Origin of the sequence: Catenulispora sp. GP43, from assembly GCF_041260665.1 — a bacterium.
GTDB lineage: Bacteria > Actinomycetota > Actinomycetes > Streptomycetales > Catenulisporaceae > Catenulispora.
The window spans coordinates 302,054-322,227 of the sequence record NZ_JBGCCT010000006.1 but is presented as its reverse complement, the minus strand read 5'-3'; the positions used below and the strand labels follow the sequence as shown (position 1 = coordinate 322,227).

The 20,174-nt window shown below is 72.1% G+C and carries 15 protein-coding genes; 5 read left to right on the top strand and 10 right to left on the bottom strand.

The genetic code is table 11. The features are described 5' to 3' along the window. Positions 1 to 94: 94 nt before the first annotated feature. From ABH926_RS15565 to ABH926_RS15550, 4 genes are all read left to right on the top strand, one after another. A complete protein-coding gene (locus ABH926_RS15565) occupies positions 95 to 1,168 on the top strand; it encodes an RNA polymerase subunit sigma-70 (protein ID WP_370366258.1) in 1,074 nt (357 codons plus the stop codon). 267 nt (positions 1,169 to 1,435) lie between these two features. Next, entirely contained in the window at positions 1,436 to 2,308 is an 873-nt protein-coding gene (locus ABH926_RS15560) for a hypothetical protein (protein ID WP_370366257.1), read from the top strand. 167 nt (positions 2,309 to 2,475) lie between these two features. Further along, on the top strand, positions 2,476 to 3,441 hold the full coding sequence (gene lgt / locus ABH926_RS15555) for a prolipoprotein diacylglyceryl transferase (RefSeq protein ID WP_370366256.1): 966 nt from the start codon (positions 2,476 to 2,478) through the stop codon (positions 3,439 to 3,441). Continuing rightward, on the top strand, positions 3,438 to 4,319 hold the full coding sequence (locus tag ABH926_RS15550) for a phosphatase PAP2 family protein (RefSeq protein WP_370366255.1): 882 nt from the start codon (positions 3,438 to 3,440) through the stop codon (positions 4,317 to 4,319). Before lgt ends, ABH926_RS15550 begins: the two co-directional genes overlap by 4 nt. Here the strand turns inward: ABH926_RS15550 and ABH926_RS15545 are convergent. The 5 genes from ABH926_RS15545 to ABH926_RS15525 form a co-directional block, all read right to left on the bottom strand. Then, positions 4,212 to 4,820: a class I SAM-dependent methyltransferase gene (locus tag ABH926_RS15545; protein ID WP_370366253.1), complete on the bottom strand. Its 609-nt coding sequence runs from the start codon at positions 4,818 to 4,820 to the stop codon at positions 4,212 to 4,214. The genes ABH926_RS15550 and ABH926_RS15545 overlap by 108 nt on opposite strands. Positions 4,821 to 4,969: 149 nt before the next feature. Beyond that, entirely contained in the window at positions 4,970 to 6,013 is a 1,044-nt protein-coding gene (locus ABH926_RS15540; RefSeq protein WP_370366252.1) for an ABC transporter ATP-binding protein, read from the bottom strand. Then, complete coding sequence (locus ABH926_RS15535; protein ID WP_370366251.1) at positions 6,010 to 6,870, bottom strand: ABC transporter permease; 861 nt, start codon at positions 6,868 to 6,870, stop codon at positions 6,010 to 6,012. Before ABH926_RS15535 ends, ABH926_RS15540 begins: the two co-directional genes overlap by 4 nt. Further along, positions 6,867 to 7,862, bottom strand: coding sequence for an ABC transporter permease (locus ABH926_RS15530; protein WP_370366250.1), 996 nt, complete (start codon positions 7,860 to 7,862; stop codon positions 6,867 to 6,869). The genes ABH926_RS15535 and ABH926_RS15530 overlap by 4 nt, the downstream gene beginning before the upstream one ends. A 1-nt stretch (position 7,863) precedes the next feature. Further along, positions 7,864 to 9,021 carry an ABC transporter substrate-binding protein gene (locus ABH926_RS15525; protein ID WP_370366249.1) on the bottom strand — a complete coding sequence of 386 codons (1,158 nt, stop codon included), beginning with the start codon at positions 9,019 to 9,021 and terminating at the stop codon, positions 7,864 to 7,866. 184 nt (positions 9,022 to 9,205) lie between these two features. Here ABH926_RS15525 and ABH926_RS15520 point away from each other — a divergent pair, with 184 nt between their 5' ends. Next, positions 9,206 to 9,988: a GntR family transcriptional regulator gene (locus tag ABH926_RS15520; RefSeq protein WP_370366248.1), complete on the top strand. Its 783-nt coding sequence runs from the start codon at positions 9,206 to 9,208 to the stop codon at positions 9,986 to 9,988. 7 nt (positions 9,989 to 9,995) lie between these two features. Here ABH926_RS15520 and ABH926_RS15515 read toward each other — a convergent pair whose 3' ends face one another. The 5 genes from ABH926_RS15515 to ABH926_RS15495 form a co-directional block, all read right to left on the bottom strand. Next, positions 9,996 to 11,600, bottom strand: coding sequence for an FAD-dependent monooxygenase (locus tag ABH926_RS15515; RefSeq protein WP_370366247.1), 1,605 nt, complete (start codon positions 11,598 to 11,600; stop codon positions 9,996 to 9,998). A gap of 97 nt (positions 11,601 to 11,697) precedes the next feature. Continuing rightward, positions 11,698 to 12,402, bottom strand: coding sequence for a PRC-barrel domain-containing protein (locus ABH926_RS15510; protein ID WP_370366246.1), 705 nt, complete (start codon positions 12,400 to 12,402; stop codon positions 11,698 to 11,700). A gap of 103 nt (positions 12,403 to 12,505) precedes the next feature. After that, positions 12,506 to 12,934 carry an ATP-binding protein gene (locus ABH926_RS15505; protein ID WP_370366245.1) on the bottom strand — a complete coding sequence of 143 codons (429 nt, stop codon included), beginning with the start codon at positions 12,932 to 12,934 and terminating at the stop codon, positions 12,506 to 12,508. 149 nt (positions 12,935 to 13,083) lie between these two features. After that, positions 13,084 to 15,465, bottom strand: coding sequence for a SpoIIE family protein phosphatase (locus ABH926_RS15500; RefSeq protein ID WP_370366244.1), 2,382 nt, complete (start codon positions 15,463 to 15,465; stop codon positions 13,084 to 13,086). A 215-nt stretch (positions 15,466 to 15,680) separates the two neighbouring features. After that, positions 15,681 to 20,135, bottom strand: coding sequence for a HAMP domain-containing protein (locus ABH926_RS15495; protein WP_370366243.1), 4,455 nt, complete (start codon positions 20,133 to 20,135; stop codon positions 15,681 to 15,683). Positions 20,136 to 20,174: the final 39 nt, after the last annotated feature.

The window sequence follows — 20,174 nt, the reverse complement described above, 5'->3', positions numbered from 1 at the left end:
TGGGCGCGCGGACACCGCCCAATTCGCGGGCCCGGCGGCGTCGGTATCGATAGGCAGCCGAACACCGGAGCGGAAAGAAGAAAAGCGAGGATGCATGGAGACCACGGACCTGATCGCCAAGGCCGCCGCGGGCGACCACGACGCGTTTCGCGAACTGGTCGAACCGCACTCCCACGAGTTGCAGGTGCACTGCTACCGCATCCTGGGATCCCTGCAGGACGCCGAGGACGCACTCCAGGAGACCCTCGTGTCCGCCTGGCGTAGCCTCGGCGAGTTCGGCCGGCGCTCCTCGATCCGGACCTGGCTGTATCAGATCGCGACCAACCGCTGCCTGAGCATGCTGCGCGCCGACAGCCGCCGCCCCCGCATCGCCACCCCGCACCCCGAGGCCACCCTGCCCGACGCGACCGGCACCGGCGACGCCCCGCCCTGGCTGGAGCCCTACCCCGACGTACTGCTCGACCACCTCGCCGACGAACACCCCGGACCCGAGGCCCGCTACGAGAGCAGCGAGGCCATCTCCCTGGCCTTCATCACGGCCCTGCAACTGCTGCCGCCACGCCAGCGCGCCGTGCTCGTCCTGCGCGACGTGCTGGGCTACCACGCCGCCGAGGTCGCGCGGATGCTGGACACGACGCAGGAGTCGGTGCAGAGCGCGCTGAAGCGGGCGCGCGCGACGGTCGACAGCCATCTCGCCGAGTCCAGCGGGGGTAGCGGTGGCCGTGGCGGCAGCGGTGGCGGCAGCGGGAGCAGTGGCGGCGGCAGGCCTTCACGCCACCTCGACACCGCCGCCGAACGCAGGCTCGTCGCCCGGCTCACCGACGCCCTGGAACGCACCGACCTGGACGCGCTGATCGACCTGCTCGTCACGGACGTGCGGCTGTCGATGCCGCCGGCCATGCTGGAGTACCGCGGCAGCGAGACGGCCCGGCGCATCCTCGGCGCCACGGCTTTCATCCCGGGCCGCTGCTACCGCGTGGTGCCCACGCACGCCAACGGCCAGCCTGCTGTCGGCTTGTACTTGGCGGATCCGCACTCCGGCGTCTACCACGCCTACTGTTTCCTGGTCATCACCACGGCCGGCGACCACATCAGCGCCATCACCAGCTTCACCACCGATGTCATGGCGCGCTTCGGGCTGCCGCGGACGCTGCCCGAGATGGATTGAGGGGCATCCCCGTCACCCCCGCCGTCCACCCCCGAGCCGCGCGAACCGCGCCATCGCGGTACCACCCACCGGTAGGCCTTGTCGGGTGTCGTCATGATCGACAGCACCTCGCCGGCCCAGTTCCTGGTCCTGTCCGTCGTCGACGCGCACCCCGGCCCTCGCGCCGGACGACCTGGCCGCGGCGATCCGCGTGCTCGCGGCGATGAACGGATCGCTAGAGAGAGAGTCATAGCGATACTCATAGAGAATCGCTATTGGGGGGACACCGTGGCTAAGTCCGACGCCAGAGACAGCTTCGGCCGCCGACCGCTTCTGACCGACCAGCAGAAGAACGCAGCACGCCGAACCGGCCTCACCGAGCACGAAGCCCGGCGCCAGTTCCGGTGGCGCACCATCGCAGAATGCGTCGTCTACGCACTGTGCTGGGCGATACTGGTCGCGGTCTCACTGCCGGCCGACCGCCAAGCGCTGCAATGGACCGGATACCCGCAGCGGACGACCACCGTCATCCAGGACCCCGCCAAGCCGGGCGCGCTGATGCTGCAGTGGATCGATCCGGCCGGCGGCCTGCACGACTACCAGCCCGACAGCGACACCCGCTACACACTCGGCGAGCACGTCCAGGTCGTCGACCCGCCGAATACGTGCGGATGGGACACGCCGTCGAGCGTGGACGGAGCAGTCGTGGGCATGATCGCGGTCATGGGCGTTCTGCCGTTGGCCGGCCTCGCCCTCCTGATCGTCCATCGCGTGCGGTTGTGGCGCCGGCTACTGCACGCCAGCACATACTCCAGATCCGTCGGCTACAGCATTTCGCTGTACAAGGCACCATGGCGCACGTTCATATCGATCCATGTTCTCGCCCAGCACTACTACGTTCCGCTGATGCGTGACCAGCGCGTGGAGTCGCTGGAACCGCTGAAGCTCCTGAAGCTCCTGGAGCCGCTGGTGACGCCGGCGCCCCGGGCCCAGGTCCCGTTCCGGGTCGCCGGCACGGACCGAGTCGTGTGGCCGGCCGGCGGCTGCCACACGTCGGTCTGGCCGATCGGGCAGATGGCCCTCACCGTCCTGCGCGTGTTCGGGCCGATGCTTCTCCTGCCGTTCGCACACTGGATGACGTCGACACTGCCGCCTTGTTAGATCCCAAAGCCGCCCTCCGCCCCGCGAAGTCGGTAGCGTCGAGCCATGTCACGATCGGCGCCCACAATACTTCGGCCACCGAACATCTTTGTCACCGATGTAGTCTGGCCAGACGCACCGCGGCGGACCGGCCGGCGCGGCCGGAACAAGCAGGGGTGGTCGCGGCGATGACGTTGGCGTATCTGCCGAGCCCGTCGCAGGGCGTGTGGCACCTGGGTCCGATCCCGATCCGGGCCTACGCGATGTGCATCCTGCTCGGCATCGTGGTCGCGGTGGTGTGGACCGGCCGGCGCTGGGAGGCCCGCGGCGGCCACCGCGAGGACGTGGTCGACATCGCGATCTGGGCGGTGCCGTTCGGGCTGGTCGGCGGTCGGCTCTACCACGTCATCACCGACCCGGAGCTCTACTTCAAGTCCGGCGAGGACCCGGTCAAGGCGTTCTACATCTGGGACGGCGGGCTCGGGATCTGGGGCGCGGTCGCGCTCGGCGCGGTCGGCGCGTGGATCGGCTGCCGCCGCAAGGGGATCGACCTCGCCGACTTCGCCGACGCGGCGGCGCCGGCGCTGGCACTGGCGCAGGCGATCGGCCGCTGGGGCAACTACTTCAACCAGGAGCTGTACGGCCGTCCCTCCGGGCTGCCGTGGGCGATCCGCATCGACCCCTCGCACCGTCCGCCGAACACCCCGGACGCCGTCTTCTACCAGCCGACCTTCCTGTACGAGTCGATCTGGGACGTCACGGTGGCGCTCGCGCTGGTCTGGATCGACCGCAAGTGGCACCCGAACCGCGGGCGGCTGTTCGCGATCTACGTCGCGGCCTACACCGCCGGCCGCGCGGTGGTCGAGGCCCTGCGCGACGACCACGCCAACCGGTTCTTCGGGCTGCGGGTCAACGACTGGGTCTCGCTCATCGTGTTCCTCGGCGCGCTGGCCTACCTGTGGATTCGCCGCGACCGGCCGGGGACCGGGTCCGGGACTGGGACCGGGGAGGATTCGGACACTGATCCCCAGCGGGATCCGGACACCGGAGCCGAAGCGACCACTGAATCCGACGCGGCGCCCGAAACCGAAGCGACCACTGAAGCCGAAGCGGCCCCCGAAGCCGACGCGACCACTGAAACCCCGGGCGAGTGAGCGCAACCAAGCCGGCCGGAACTCCGCTCCGGCGCGTCCTCTCCCCCGGCCGGCAAGGCCGTCCGCGCCTGTGGACCGAACTGGCGCTGATCGTCGTCGGCTACAGCCTGTACACCGTGACCCGCAACGCGGTCCCCGGCCAGAAGGCGACCGCCACTCGGCGGGCCGGGTCGGTCCTGCGCTTCGAGCACCGGCTGCACATCGACATCGAGCTCACGGTCAACCACGCGGTCGACAAGATCACACCGCTGATCGTCGGCATGAACTACTACTACGCGACCCTGCACTTCCTCATCACCATCGGCGTCCTGGTATGGCTTTACGTCCGCCATCCGCAGGCCTACCGCACCGAGCGGATCGTCCTGTTCACCGTCACGGTGTCCAGCCTGGTCGGCTTCTACTTCTTCGCCCTGGCCCCGCCCCGCTTCCTGCCCGGCGCCGGCTTCATCAACACCGTGGTCACGCACCACACCTGGGGTTCCTGGGGCAACTCCGGCATCGACTCGGTCTCCAACCAGTACGCCGCCATGCCCAGCGACCACATCGCCTGGTCCGGCTGGTGCGGGATCATGCTCTACCGCTACGCCGGACACCGCTGGATCCGCATCGCGGGCTTGCTCTATCCGCTGTTCACGTTCGTCGTCATCATGGCCACCGGCAATCACTTCGTGCTCGACGCCGTCGGCGGCGCGCTCAACCTGGGGCTGGCCTTCGCGATCCGCTACGCCGCGACCAGGCTGTGGCGCCGCCGCGCGGTCGCAGGGGCCTGGCTACCGCTTCCGCGCGCACAGCACGACGGTCGCGGGCATGAGGGGACACTCGGCGAACAGCGCGGCGTCAGCGATCCGGAAACCGCTGTCGAGCAGCGGGACGGCTAGCCCGGAGGAGATGCGCACGCCGCGCCGCCGGATCTGCCGGGCGCCCGGCGGGTCCCACGGCGCGACCCCCTGCAGATGCGCCAGCGCCAGCAGTCCGTCGGCGGCGGTGATCCGGCGCAGCTCGGCCAGCGCCGCCGTCGGCTCCTGCCAGTGGTGCGAGCAGGCGGTGCAGGTCACGACGCCGAAGGCGCCGTCGGCGAAGGGCAGCGCGGCGGAGTCGCCGCGCACGAAGGCGCCGCCCTCCCCCGGCCCGGTCATCGCCTGGGCCTGCTCCAGCATCCCGGCCGAGATGTCCACGCCGACCAGGTGCGCGTCCGGGAACGCGGCTGAGGCCGTGCGCAGCAGGCGGCCGGTGCCGCAGCCGACGTCCAGAATCCGGCGCGGCGCGTCCGGCGCCCCGGACGCGAACGCCAGGACCCTGCGGTGCAGGCGCGTGTAGAACACGTCCTGCAACGCGCTGGCCTCGTAGTCCGGGGCCCAAGCGTCGAACCGCCCGTCCACGGTTACAAGCTGCACGCCCCGCGAACAACTGACAAGGGTTCTTCGCGGATTCCGTGAGAAACCCGTGAGCAGACCGGCCCGGACCTGGACGAACCGGCCGGGCCTCGGACCGGGTTCAGACCGGGTTCAGACCGGGTTCACGGCCGGGTTCAGACCACCATCACCGGAGCGTCGTCCAGCACCACGGCGGCCCGGGCCCCCGGCACCAGGTCGGCGGCCGCGGCGCTGGGCACGTCGGAGAGCACCTCGGTCCCGTCCGGCAGCACCGCGGTGATCCGGGTGATCGGGCCGCGGAACCCGGCCTGGCGCACCGTGGCCGCGCCGTCCTCGGACGGCTCGAACCGGACCGCCTCGGGCCGGATGAGGACCGCGACCTCCCCTCCCGATCGCGGTCCCTCCGCCTCCCGGACGACCAGGCGGCGGCCGGCCACCTCGACGGTCTGGCCGTCGGCGGCCAGGGTGCCCGGCAGCCGGTTCATGGTGCCGATGAACTCCGCGACGAAGGGCGTCGCCGGCTCGGCGTAGACCTCGGCCGGCGCGGCACACTGCTCCAGGCGCCCGGCGCGCATCACCGCGACCTGGTCGGAGACGCTCAGCGCCTCCTCCTGGTCGTGCGTGACGAACACGGTCGTGATGCCCAGGCGGGTCTGCAGCGAGCGGATCTCCTCGCGCAGCTGGACCCGGACCACCGCGTCCAGCGCCGACAGCGGCTCGTCCAGCAGCAGCACCCGCGGCTCGATCGCCAGCGCCCGGGCCAGCGCCACGCGCTGCTGCTGGCCGCCGGACATCTGGTGCGTGTACTTGTCCGCGTGCGCCGACAGGCCCACCAGCTCCAGCAGTTCCCCGGCGCGCTCGCGGCGCTTGGCCGCGCCCATGCCACGCATGCGCAGGCCGAAGGCGACGTTGTCGCGGGCGTCCAGGTTCGGGAACAGGCTGTAGGACTGGAACACCATGCCCATGTCCCGCTTGTTCGCCGGAACGCGGGCGATGTCCTGGCCGCCGACCCGCACCTCGCCGCCGTCGCTGTGCTCGAGCCCGGCGATGATGCGCAGCGCCGTGGTCTTGCCGCAGCCCGAGGGGCCCAGCATGCAGGTCAGGGTTCCGGGCTCGACGGTCAGGTCCAGGCCGTCGAGCGCTGCGACGCCGCCGAAGGAGCGGCTGAGTTTGACGAGTTCGACGGACGGGGCACTCACTTGCTTCTCCGCAACTTCGGGGACTTCTTCGTACGGCCGCGGCCCAGATGCGACACCAGCATCAGCAGCAGCCAGGACAGGAACAGGATCAGCATCGAGGCGGTGGTCGCGACCTCGCCGTCCTGCTGGCCGGCCTGGTCGGTCCAGACCGGGAAGGTGTTGAGCAGCAACAGGTTCGCGATGGTGAACTCGCCCAGGGCCAGCGCCGCGCCGAGGATGCCGGCCGAGGCGATGGCGGTGCGGATGTTCGGCACCACGACCCGCCACAGCGTCGTCGGCCAGCTCGCGCCGAGGCTGCGCGCCGCCTCCACCATGGTGGTCAGCGGGATCGCCGACAGGCCGGCGTCCAGCGAGCGGTAGGTGAACGGCAGCGCCAGGATCACGTACTCCAGGATCAGGATCCAGGAGGAGCCGGTGATCGACTGCGGCCAGGACTTGAACGCCCCGAGGATGCCGTTGGCGATGACCACGGCCGGGATCGCCATCGGCAGCAGGCAGACGCCCTCGACCACGCGGCGCAGGTGCGGCAGGCGCAGGTGCAGCCAGGCCATCGTCGGCACCATGAGGACCAGCAGCAGCACCACGGTCAGGCCGGCGATCTTCAGCGAGGTCATCAGGTTGGTGGTGAAACCCTCCTGGTGGACCAGGCCGGTCCAGACCGACAGCGTGTGCCCCATGTTGCGGCGGCTGCCGCCGAGGGTGAAGTCGATCGCCGCGTAGAGCGGGACGAAGAAGTAGGCCGCGAACAGCAGCAGAAGCACCGCGCGGCCGATCTTCGGCCGGCGGCGCGGCGTCCGGCCGGGGCGCACCGTCGCCGGGCTCTGCAGGCCCGCCGGGTCGGAAATGAGAGCGGTCACCGCAGCCACCTCGCCGTCCGGCGCTGGAGCAGCGTGTAGGCGACCACGACCAGGCCGACCACCACGATCATCCACAGACCCAGCGCGTTGCCGATGTTCTCCTGTCCGGCCAGCACGTTGCCGGACATCACCGAGCCGATCTGGATCGGCACCAGCGGGACGCTGCCCGTGCTCAGCGCGTACGCGGTCGCATAGGCGGCGAAGGCGTTGGCGAACAGCAGCAGCAGCGCGCCCAGGAAGGGCGGCGCGAGCAGCGGGCCGCCGACGCGGAGCCAGTACTGCAGGCGCGAGGCGCCCAGGCTGCGCGCGGCCTCCTCCCACTGCGGCCGCAGGCCGTCCAGCGCCGGGAAGATCACCAGCAGCATCAGCGGGATCTGGAAGTAGAGGTAGACCAGCACCAGGCCGGCCATGTTCCACAGCACGAAGCCGTGCTGGGTGAGGTTGTAGCCGGCGCTGTTCAGCCACTTGGTGACCAGGCCCTGGGGACCCAGCGTGGCCAGGAAGACGAACGCCAGCGGCAGGCCGCCGAAGTAGGCCAGCACGCCGGAGCCGGTGGTGACCGCGCGGTGCACGAAGCCGTCACGGCGCGCGCCGGAGACCGCCACCGCGAGCGCGAGCCCCAGGACCGCGCCGAGGACGGCGCTGAACACGGACAGCTCGATGCTGACGGTGAAGGCGTGCCGGTAAGGGTCCTTCAACGTCGTGGTGACGTTCGACAGCGTGGGGTTGCCAGAGTCGTCCTTGAAGGCGGCGGTGATCACCGCGTAGGCCGGGGCGCCGAGGAACACGGCCACGTATGCCGCGAACGGCAGCAGGCCCAGCAGGTCCACGGGGCGGGAGCGGCGGGCGCGGCGCGGGCGGCCGGCGCGGCCGGCGCGGCCGGCCAGGGCGCCGAGGCCGCGCGGGCCCGCGGCTGGGAGCGGGGACGCCGCAGCGGCCGGCGTGGGTTCTCCCACGCCGGCCGGGACGTCCGCCGGGGCGGATGCGGTCACGTCAGCCGGTCGCCTTCGCCCAGCCGGCCACCACGAGCTTGGACGCGGCGGTCATCTGGTCCTGGGTCGCGAACTGCGGGGTGCCGGTGACGGCGGGCAGCGCGGCCAGCGCGGTGGCGTCGGCGGTGCCGGCCTTCTGCAGCGCCGGGAGCTCGGCCGGACGGGCCATGCCCTTGAGCCACAGGTTCTGGCCGTCGGCGGAGTACAGGAATTCCTCCCACAGGCGCGCGGCGGCCGGGTGCGGCGCGGTGGCGCTGATCGCCTGGTTGTAGAAGCCGCCGAACAGACCGTCGGAGGGCACGACGACCTTCCAGTTGACGCCCTTGGCCTTCAGGTCGGACGCGGCCGAGGCCTGCAGGTAGTCCCAGTCGATGGTGATCGGCGTGGTGCCGGACTGAATGGTGGCCTCGGTGGCCTTGACCGGGACGTAGACGCCGTCCTTCTTCAGCTTGGCGAAGAAGTCGATGCCGGGCTGGACGTTGTCCAGGCTGCCGCCGTTGGCCAGGGACGCGGCCAGGACGCCGGACAGCGCGGCGTTCGCCGTGGTCGGGTCGCCGTTGAGCCCCACCTGCGACTTGTACTGCGGGTCGTCCAGGGACTTCAGGCTGGTCGGCGGGTTCTTCACCTTGTCGGCGTCGTAGCCGATGGCGATGTAGCCTCCGTAGTCGTTGTACCAGAGGCCCTGGGAGTCCTTCTGCGCGTCAGCGATCTGCGACCAGGTGGCGACCTGGTAGGGCGCGAACTGGCCCGCCGCGGCGCCGGCGGTGGCGGCGGCCTGGCCGACGTCCACCACATCCGGGGCGCTGCTCTTGCCGGCCAGCTGCTTGATCGCGTTCAGCTCGTCCTGGCTGGAGCCGTCCGGGTTGGTGTCGTTGATCTTGATGCCGTACTTGGCGGTGAAGGCGTCCATGATGGCGCCGTAGTTGGCCCAGGTCTTCGGCAGCGCTATGACGTTGAGCGTGCCTTCCTTCTTCGCGGCGGCCACGAGGGCGTCCATGCCGCCCAGGTCGGCGGCGCTGGTGGCCTTCGCGGCGCTCTTGCCCGCGGCACCCCCCGCCGCGGCGGCGCTGCCGCTGGAGCTCTTGCTCGACGAGCAGGCGGTCGCGCTCAGGGCGAGCACGACCGCGGTGGCGGCGATGCCCGTCAGACGTCGATTCACAGTTTCCTCCCGGTCGGGGCGGCACCGAGTCGGCCGCGATCACCCGCGGCAAGGACTATGCGGATGCCAGGTGGACGGAAACCCGGTATCAGGTGAACAAATCGAAGTTGTATGGCCAACACCTTGTTGTCTGGCCAACTATTAAGATCACGAAACACCACGACTGAGGAAGCGGGGACTCCTGGTGACCCAGGAACCGAGATACCGGCGCATCGCCGAAGAACTGCGACATGCCATCACAGAGCACGCATACGGCCCGGGTGGCAAGCTCCCCAGCGAGGGGGCGCTGGCCGAGCAGTTCGAGGTCTCACGCGGCACCATCCGCCAGGCGCTGATGCTGCTGCGGCAGGACGGCCTGGTCACCTCCCGGCGCGGGACCCGCCGCGTGGTGCTGGACGACGCGCCGGTGCAGGACTTCGCGCAGATGCAGAGCTTCGCGCGCTGGGCCCGCTCCATCGGCGAGACGCCCGAGGGCCGCGTGGTCCGCCAGGGCTGGCACCCCGCCGACCCCGACGAGCAGCGCCACATGCGCGTCGACGATCATGCCAGGGTGCTGCGAGTGGTGCGCCTCAGGCTGCTGTCGGGCCGCCCGGCGATGCTGGAGCGCACGGCGTACCCTGAGGCGGTGGGAACGATCGTGGAGACGCTGCCGACGGACACGGTGTCCGTCACCGAGTACCTGGAGCGCGCCGGCGTCTTCGTCGCGGACGCCGAGCACACCATCGACCTGGCGCACGCCGACCCCGAGGACGCCGCCCTGCTGGGCTGCGCCGCCGGCGACCCGCTGTTGCGGGAGCGGCGGCGCACGACGGATCCGGCGGGGATGCCGCTGGAGTGGTCGGAGGACCGGTACGTGCCCGGCAGCGTGGCGTTCGTGGTGCACAACTCGCTGGCCTCGACGCCTATGACGCGGCAGCACATGGTGCCGGGGATGGGGGCAGCGGGGGCAACTGGGGCAGCGGGGTGAGGCTGGGCTACGCGGGACCGAACCAGGCGGCCAGCGCGTCGGCGAGGCCTGCGTCGGCAGGGCCGCCGGCCCAGGCGACGTAGCCGTCGGGGCGGATGAGGACGGCCTGCGGCGCGGGGACGGGGCCGAGGACGGGGAGTTCCCAGGTGGCGGCGGCAGCGGTTTCGGCTTCGGCCAGGCGGACCCGATCTGACCAGCCGGTCAGGTCGAACGCGCCGGGCTCCGCGAAGCTGAGAAGCACGGGGCGGGCGGCGTGGAGCAGGGTGAAGACCCGCTGGTCGCCGGCCGAAGTGCGCAGGTCCAGGTCGGGCATGCGGCGGCCGATCAGCGGGTGGAGTTCGGCGGCGGCATCGCTTTCGGCGGCGCCGGTGTCGGCATCGGCAGCTGTGCCGGTGCTGACTTGCGTGCTGGTGCCGGTGCTGACTTGCGTGCTGGTTCCGGTGCTGATTTTCGTACCGGTGCCGGCGTAGTGGATATCGAGCCCTGTCATCATCCCCGCGATCCGCCGCCTCGGCTCGTCCATCCCCAGCAGCTCCGTCACGATGTCCCGCAGCGCCTCGGCGCGCGCGCCGGTCCTGGTGAGCGCCACCTGTGCCAGGGTGTTGTGCAGGACCCGTGCGGCGACCGGGTGGCGCTCGGCGTGGTAGGTGTCGAGCAGGGTTTCCGGGGCGGTGCCCTTGACCACCTGGGCCAGCTTCCAGCCCAGGTTCACCGCGTCCTGGACGCCGACGCCGAGGCCCTGGCCGCCCATCGGGGAGTGCACGTGCGCCGCGTCGCCGGCCAGCAGGACGCGGCGGTCGCGGTAGGTCCCGGCCTGGCGGGCCATGTCGCTGAAGCGGGAGATCCAGGCGGCCGAGTACAGGCCGTAGTCCGTGCCGAAGGCCGCGGTCAGGGCCTGGCTCAGGTCGCGCAGGCTCGGGCGTTCGGCGCCGCCGAGCCGGGGTTCGGTGACCATGACGCGGGTGAGGCCATGCTCGTCCGGAGCGGCGAAGGAATGCAGGCCGCCGTCGTCACGGTGCACGCCGTAGGGCGGTTCCTCGGCGAACTCGGCCTCGCCGATCAGGCTGGTGAAGGAGGCCTCCCAGCCGGGGAAGGCGATGCCGGCGCTCTTGCGGACCAGGCTGCCGCCGCCGTCGCAGCCGACCAGATAGCGCGTTCGCAAGGTGCTGCCGTCGGACAGCGAGACGGTGACGCCGGACTCGTCCTGGCTGAAGGCGGTCATCTCGGTGCCGTACCGGATCGGCACGCCGAGTTCGGCCACCCAGTCGGCCAGGACCCGCTCGATGTGCCGCTGGGCCAGGCCGACGCCGTAGTTGTGGCGGGTGGGGAAGTCGCTGATGTCCAGGCGCACCCAGCCGAAGCCGCCGAACTGGCCGGTCTTGGCCCGCTCCAGGAAGCGCTCGGCGATGCCGCGCTGGTCGAACACCTCGATGGTGCGGGCGAAGAAGCCCAGCGCCCGCTGCCCGACGAGCTCCTGATCGGGACGGCGTTCCAGCAGGGCCGCCTGCACGCCGGCCAGCGCCAGCTCGGCGGCCAGCATCAGCCCGGTCGGGCCGGCGCCGGCGATGACGACCGCCGGCTCCGCCGACCCCTGATATTCGACCCTTGTCATGTATTGATCATCTCCCGTCGCCGCAGCTCAAAGCTCCGGGCGATGATTGTGCGCGATCCACCCGCCCTTGCCGCAAGAGCGGGGGTCGGGTATAGCTTTAAAGTGGAGGGGTGAGCTCAGGGGTGAGCTCCACGATCTCGCAGGGACTCAGTTCCTTCACTTCCCGCCGCGTCATCAGCACCCGGACACCGTCCACGCCGACGCCGCCGACCAGCTCCATCGGGATCGCGACGCGCTTGTGCCCGCGCAGCAGCCCCTCGTCGACCAGGATGTGCGTCACCATGTCGCCCTCCGGAGCCACCACGACGCCGCGCACGTGGCCGATCGTGCCGTCGCTGGCGTGGACGTGGTCGCCCGGGTAGATGCGCGACTCGCCGACCGGGACGTGGTCGTCGTAGGCGATGCGGGGCATGAGCACCGGTTCGGGGGCGGCCAGGCCCAGCGCGGGCTCGCTGGGGCCGAGGTCGAAGAACGGCCAGGCCGAGTTCTCCTCCTCCGGGACGTGCCGGGGCGGGCGGGCCGGGTCCATCGGCGTGATGTGCACGTCCACCGCCGGTTCCATGGCGTTGAAGTCGTCGAGCGTGCAGCCCAGGCGGACGGCTCGGCCCTCGCAGTGCGCGGTGGCGAACGGGACCAGGCGCGAGTCGATGCCGTGGTCCGGCGTCACGATCAGGTGTTCCAGACGGCCGGTCGCGGGGTCCACGACCGCCGAGGTCAGGTATCCGCAGGGGCACTCCGCACAGTAGACGCGGCTGCCGATCACGTACTGGTGTCCGATCACACGGTTCACGGTGGCGGTCATCAGGACCGGCCTCCTCTCCCTTTCGCGCGTCACCCCCCACTTCCAGTTTGCGGCATATCGCCGATTCTGCTCACCGGGAGTATCAGGAGTTTCCCCGAAGGAATCAGATGTCCTGGTCAGCGTGCCTTTTCTTGAGGACGACGCGCGCCGTGACCCCGTCCTGGGCCCAGGACACCGCGTCCACCAGGGCGCCCATCATGGTCCAGCCCAGGCCGCCGACGTCCGGGACGTCGAAGGCCCCGGCCGGGGCGGCCAGCGTGACCCGCAGCGTGCCGTCGCGGACCTCGGCGCGGCACTCGATGGTGCCGTCGGCGCAGGTCCGGCCGACGACCAGCAGCGCACAGGCCTCGTTCACGGCCAGCCGCAGATCGGAGATCTCCCGCACCGTGTAGCCGAAGCACGCCCCGAGCTGCGCCACCGCCGAACGGATGATGACCACGTATTCCTTGTCCGCCGGGACCGTCAGGACCACGGACGCGCCCCGCGGCGTCCTGATCCGGCTGGTCAGCTGTGCCACCTCGACGCCCCGCACGATGCATCCTCTCCTTCGACCGTCCCCCACGGCCCAGGCTTCCCGCTCTGTCCGCTCCTGGCGCCCGACCTCCTCCGGTTGACCGGTCCACGGCGGATCAAACGTTCGGACCGCGTTCGGAATCGCGTCGGTGCCGCGATCCACCGCGGTCATTCGAAGCGGACGGCCAGCACGCACACGTCGTCGTCGGTGTCCGAGCGCGCGCTTTCGAGGAGGCGGTCGGCGTAACGGTCCAGGTCGGTGTCGGGGTTCCTGGTCTGTTGCAGCAGGTGCGCGAAGGTCTCGTCGTCGCCGGCCCGGCGGCGCTCCACCAGGCCGTCGGTGTACAGCAGCAGGACGTCGCCGCTGGCCACGTCGGCTTCGCAGTCCTCGTACACCGCGCGCGGGTCGGCGCCCAGCATCGGCCCGACCGCGTCGTACAACGGCTCGGCCACCCCGGCGCGGATCCGCAGCGGCGCCGGATGCCCGGCGTTGCCCCAGGTCAGACGGCGGGTCGCGGGATCCCAGAGCAGGGCGCAGGCGCTGGCGATGGTGAACTGCGGCATGGTCTCGACCAGCTCGTTGAGCAGGGTGAGCAGCCGGCCCGGGCGGGTCTCGGCCAGCGCCATGCCGCGCAGGCCGTGGTGCAGGTCGGCCATCGCCGAGGCGGCGGGCAGGCCGTGCCCGGCGACGTCGCCGATGGCCAGCAGCAGCTTGTCGTCGCGCAGCGGGAACACCGAGTACCAGTCCCCGCCGACGCCGGCCGAGGCGCTGGCCGGGCGATAGCGCGCGGCGATCTGCACCCCGCTGCGCGGCGGCTGGTTGCGGGCCGCGCTGGGCACGACGGCCTGCTGGAGCGCGGAGGCCAGCTGGCGCTCGGCGTCGGCGCGGGAGCGCTGGGCGGCCAGCTGCACCCGGGCCACCTCCAGGCCGGTCTCGGCGCGGCGCCACTCGGTGACGTCCTGGACCACGCCGACGACCGTGTGGTCGGCGCCGTCCTCGCCGGCCGGCTCGGCGGTCACCCGCACCCGCGTCGGCTCCCCGCCGTAGTGCAGGATCCGGAACTCGGCCTCGGCGGGCCGGCGCTCCACGGTCAGCGTCTTGACGAACCGCCGCTCGGCCTCGGCGTCGTCGGGGTGCACGGTGTAGGGCGGCCGGTCGATCCCGGCCGAGTCGCCCAGGCCCGGCGCGTCGACGATCCGCAGCGCCTCGGCCGACCAGGCCACCCGGTCCCCGTCGACGTCCCAGCGCCACGTACCGAAGCGCGCCAGCCGCTCCAGCGTCCCCTCGGCGGCGGTCGGGTCCAGCGACGCACGCTCGCAGACCACGACCAGCGTGCCGGCCCCGACCCGCACCACGGTGAGCGCGTCGACCCCGAGCGGCCCGGTCTGCACCCGGAGCCGGTAGGGCGCCCCGGTGTTCAGCACGGCGGCCAGGCGCTCGGGCAGGTCGCCGGCGAGCAGCCAGGGAGCGGCCGCGGCCAGGGTGCCGTCGGTGGGGGCCGGGCTCATCAGTTCGGCAGCCGGCTGGTTGGCGCCGATGACGCGGAAGCGGCCGAGGGCGCCGGGGGCCACCGGGTCCTCGAGCAGGGCGAGGGCGGGCTGCTCCATCAGGTCCAGCAGGTCCTGCCAGGCGGAGTCCTCGGCGGCGGAGCCGGCCGGGACGAGGGCGAAGTCGGGGTCGGGCGAGCTCGGCGATCCAGCCGAGTCCGCCTGCGCCGCCGCTCCGGCCGCGGCGCCCGAGCTCGCCGAGCCAGCCGGTCCCGCACCCCCATCCGTCCCCAACGTCCGCAGCAGGCTCGGCCCCACCGACCGCACCACCGCCTCGGCGTGCCGCCGGGCCCGCTCGTCCAGCTCCGCGGACGCCGGCCAGGCCAGCTCCACCACGCCGATCACCGCGCGGCCGAAGCGCACCGGCACGGCCACCCGGGTGCGGGCGCGGTCGGCGCCGGCCGGCTCGCCGAGCGGCGGGGGCGGGTCGGCGGTCGTGGCGTCGGTCCAGACCGGGAGGCCGGCGCGCAGGGCGCGGTTGATCAGGCAGTCCACGGCCGGGGGGATGCGGCGCCAGCGCCGGATGCCGCGGGCCGGGAAGCCGTGCGAGCCGACGACGGCCACCGTCCCCTCGTCGTCGAGCAGGCCGATGGCGGCGGCCCCGGGGTGGGAGAAGCCCAGGGCCTCGGTGATCAGGACGCGCGCCAGGTCGTCGCCGTCGGCGGCGCGGTCCAGGCCGGCGATCTCCGGGCGCAGGCGCAGGATGTCCGAGCGCTCCGCGGGCTCCACCGCCCGCCCGGAGGCCTCGGCCACCACGTCGGCGGCGACGTCGGCCAGCGGGCGCCGGGTGCGTTCGGCGATCGCCGCCAGCTGCGCGACCGCCTCCGCCGAGCCGCACGCCGAGCGCGCCATGACCACGCCGACCGCCTGGTCGACCAGGGCGTCGCGGCGGTGCGCGCGCTGGTCGTGGAGCAGCTGCCGGCGCTCGGCGGCGAAGGCGGCAGCCGCCGGGCGCACCGGGGTCCGCTCGTTGCGGTCGTCCGACGCAAAGTCCTGAGTCATACGGTCAGCCCTTTACGTTCTCGCCCCTGATGCCTGTGCCGCCATGAGATTGGACGGATCAGCGGCCAGGCCGGTTCCCGGCCCGCCCGAATCCGACCCGCCACCGATCCGTCCACGACATGGCGCGCCACCCCCATGGTCCCACGCAGCGCGGCTCCCGCACCCGCGGAACCCGCCGTGGCTGAGCCGTGGCTGAGCCGAATCTCACATACCGCTCAGGCGTTGATCAGATCCTTGATCAGCCGCAGCAGCAGGTCCATGTCCACCGGCTTGGTGACGTGCTCGTTCGCCCCGGCGGCCAGGCTCTTCTCCCGGTCCCCCTTCATCGCCTTGGCGCTGACCGCGACGATCGGCAGATCGCGGAAGCCGTCCAGCGCGCGGATCCGGGCCGTGGTGGCGTAGCCGTCCATCCCCGGCATCATGATGTCCATCAGGGCCAGCGCCACGTCCTCGTTCTGCTTGAGCAGCTCGATGCCCTCCCGGCCGTTGCCGGCGTAGACCACGGTGAGGCCCTGCAGCTCCAGCGCGCTGGTCAGCGCGAAGACGTTCCGGATGTCGTCGTCGATGACCAGGACCTTCTGGCCGTCGAAGCGCGGCAGCTCCCGGCCCGGGCGGTCCGGCTCGGCACCGGGGCCGTTCAGCCGCGGCGCGCCGGTCAGGACGTGCAGCGTCACCCGCTCGGCGACCTGCGGGACCGAGTGCGCGACCTCCCAGCGGGCGGCGTCGCGGACCGAGCGGCGCAGGGCCTCGGCGGCGCCGTCGTCGGCCACCGACTCGTAGAGCATGACCGGGGTGCCGGAGGTGCCGCTGCCGACGGCGTCCAGGACGGCACGCACCTCCGGCTCCGGGCAGCCGACATCCACCACGGCGCAGACCGGACGCGTCCCGCCGGCCAGCGCGCCGTTCAGATCCGCCGCCGCCGACAGCCGGGTCACCGCGACCCGGCCCTTCATCCCGGTGAGCTCCTCCAGCACCGACTCGACCGCGTCGGCCAGCGTGCTGGTCCCGGCCGGTTCCATCACCAGGACCACGGCCGGGGCCTGGGCGTCGCCGGCCTCGGCGGCGGCCGGGCGCTCCGGGGCGGCCGGCTCGGCCTTGGCGTCCGCGGCCGACGGCTCGATCGGCAGCTGCAGGGTGAACGTGCTCCCCCGGCCCGGCGCGCTGGACACCCGCAGTTCCGCGCCGAGCAGCCGGGTCAGCTCGCGGCTGATGGACAGGCCCAGCCCGGTGCCGCCGTACTGCCGGCTGGTGGTGCCGTCGGCCTGCTGGAAGGCCTCGAAGATGAGTTCCAGCTTGTCCTCGGCGATCCCGATCCCGGTGTCCACCACCGCGAAGGCCACCGCCGGCTCGCCGTGCGCGCCGCGCGCCGCGGTGACCCGCAGCGTCACCTCGCCGGTGTCGGTGAACTTCACCGCGTTGGACAGCAGGTTGCGCAGGATCTGCTGGACCCGCTGGCTGTCGGCGGTGACGGTGGCCGGGGCGTTGGCGGTGACGTCCACGCGCAGCCGCAGCCCCTTCTCCGCGGCCAGCGGCTGGAACGTGGCGGCCAGCCCCTCGGCCAGGTCGGCGATCGGCCAGGACTCGTTCTGCACCTCCATCCGGCCGGCCTCGATCTTGGACAGGTCCAGGATGTCGTTGATCAGCTCCAGCAGGTCCGAGCCGGCCGAGTGGATGGTCTGGGCGAAGTCCACCTGGCGCGCGGTCAGGTTGGCGTCGACGTTGTCGGCCAGCAGCCGGGCCAGGATCAGCATGCTGTTCAGCGGGGTGCGCAGCTCGTGCGACATGTTGGCCATGAACTCGGACTTGACCTTGGAGGCCAGGGCGAGCTGCTGCGCGCGGTCCTCCAGGGTCAGGCGCGCCTGCTCGATCTCCGTGTTCTTGATCTCGATGTCCTTGTTCTGCCGGGCCAGCTGCGCCGCCTTGTCCTCGAGCTCGTTGTTCGACTCCTGCAGGTCGCTCTGGCGCTTCTGCAGCTCGGTGGTCAGGCGCTGGGACTCGCGCAGCAGCGCGTCGGTGCGGACGTTGGTGGTGATGGTGTTGACCGCGGTGCCGATCGTCTCCTTGAGGGTCTCCAGGAAGTCGCGGTGGGTCTGGGTGAACTCGTTGACCGAGGCCAGCTCGATCACGCCGAGCGTCTGCCGCTCGAAGAGCACCGGGAGCACTATGACGTTGGTGGCGTCGGTCTGCCCCAGCCCGGAGCGGATCGGCACGTACCCGGCCGGCGCGCCGGTCAGTGCGACCGTCTTCTTGCTCACCGCGACCTGCCCGACCAGCCCCTGCCCCGGGGCGAAGACCGGGCCCTCGCCGGGGGCGGCGGCGTAGCCGAACCCGGCGATCATCCGCAGCCGGACGTCGGCGGCCTCCTCGGCGAAGCCCAGCGGCCCGTCCTCGGACTCGGCCAGGAAGAACGCGGCGCTGTGCGCGGAGACCAGCGGCGCCAGCTCCTCCAGCACCATGGCCGCGACGCTGGCCAGGTCGCGCCGGCCCGGCAGCAGGCCGGCGATGCGCGCCAGGTTGGTGTTCAGCCAGTCCTGCTCCTGGTTGGCGTTGGTGGTCGCGCGCAGGTTGGCGATCATCTGGTTGATGTTGTCCTTGAGGTCGGCGACCTCCCCGGAGGCGTCGACGGTGATCGCCCGGGTCAGGTCGCCCTCGGTCACCGCGGTGGCGACCTCGGCGATGGCGCGGACCTGCGTGGTCAGGTTCGAGGCCAGCTGGTTCACCGACTCGGTGAGGCGCTGCCAGGTGCCCGAGACGTCCTCGACCGTGGCCTGGCCGCCGAGCTTGCCCTCGGTGCCGACCTCCCGGGCCACCCGGGTGACCTCGGAGGCGAACGCGGACAGCCGGTCGACCATGGTGTTCAGGGTGGTCTTCAGCTCCAGGATCTCGCCCCGGGCGTCCACGTCGATCCGGCGGGTCAGGTCGCCGTTGGCCACCGCGGTGGTCACCTGCGCGATGTTGCGCACCTGGCTGGTCAGGTTGTCCGCCATCACGTTCACCCGGTCGGTGAGCTCCTTCCAGGTGCCGGCCACGCCGGGCACCCGGGCCTGGCCGCCGAGCATGCCCTCGGTGCCCACCTCGCCGGCCACCCGGGTCACCTCGTCGGCGAACGCCGAGAGCGTGTCGACCATGCCGTTGAAGGTCTCGGCCAGCGCCGCCACCTCGCCCTTGGCCTCCACGGTGATCTTCTTGGTCAGGTCGCCGGAGGCCACCGCGGTGGCCACCCGGGCGATGCTGCGCACCTGGCCGGTCAGGTTGTTCGCCATGACGTTGACGTTGTCGGTCAGGTCCTTCCAGGTGCCCGAGGCGCCGCGCACCCGGGCCTGGCCGCCCAGGTTGCCCTCGGTGCCCACCTCGCGGGCCACCCGGGTGACCTCGTCGGCGAAGCCGGAGAGCTGGTCGACCATGGTGTTGATGGTGGTCTTCAGCTCCAGGATCTCCCCGCGGGCGTCCACGTCGATCTTCTTGCCCAGGTCGCCCTGGGCCACGGCGGTGGTCACCTGCGCGATGTTGCGCACCTGGTTGGTCAGGTTGTTGGCCATCGAGTTCACCGCGTCGGTGAGGTCGCGCCACAGGCCGGCGACCCCGGGCACCTGGGCCTGCCCGCCCAGGCGGCCCTCGGTGCCGACCTCGCGGGCCACCCGGATCACCTCCGAGGCGAACCCGGACAGCTGCTCGACCATGGTGTTCAGGGTGTCCTTGAGCTCCAGGATCTCCCCGCGCACGTCCACGTCGATGGTCTGGGTCAGGTCCCCGGAGGCGACCGCGGTGGCCACCCGCGCGATGCTGCGCACCTGGGTGGTGAGGTTGCCGGCCATCAGGTTCACCGAGTCGGTGAGGTCCTTCCAGGTGCCGGCCACGCCGGGCACCCGGGCCTGGCCGCCCAGGATGCCGTCGCTGCCCACCTCGCGGGCCACCCGGGTGACCTCGTCGGCGAACCCGGACAGCTGGTTCACCATGGTGTTCAGGGTGGTCTTCAGCTCCAGCAGCTCCCCGCGCACGTCCACGGTGATCTGCCGGGTCAGATCGCCCCGGGCCACCGCGGTGGCCACCTGGGCGATGTCGCGGACCTGGCCGGTGAGGTTGCCGGCCATCAGGTTCACCGAGTCGGTCAGGTCCTTCCAGGTGCCCGCGGCCCCGGGCACCTCGGCCTGTCCGCCCAGCCGGCCGTCGCTGCCGATCTCGCCGGCCACCCTGGTGACCTCCGAGGCCAGGGTGCGCAGCGTCAGGCGCATGTCGTCCAGGGTCCGGCCGACGTCGGCCAGGTCGCCGCGGCCGTCCACGACCACCTGCTGGGACAGGTCGCCCTGGGCGATCGCGGCCAGCACCCGGCCGGTGTCCAGCAGCGGCCGGGCCAGATCGTCCAGCAGGACGTTGACGGTCTCGCGCTGCCGCTCCCAGTCCCCGGCCCCGGCGCCGGGGGCCAGGCGCTGCCCGAGCGCCCCGTCCCGGCCCACCGCGGCCCCGACCCGCTCCAGCTCGGCCAGGTAGCCCTGGTTGGCCTCGGCGATCTCGTTGCACAGGACGCAGATCTCCGCCACCACGTCGTCCCCGCTGACGACGATGCGCCGGCGGAAGTCGCCGTCGCGCACGGCGCGCAGCGCGCCGAGGATCCGCTCCAGGCGCGGGTCGGTGGAGGCCGGCCGGTCCGGCCGGGTCTCAGGGGCTTCCATGCAGTCCGCCGTTCATATACGGGGCGCGGGCCACGCCCG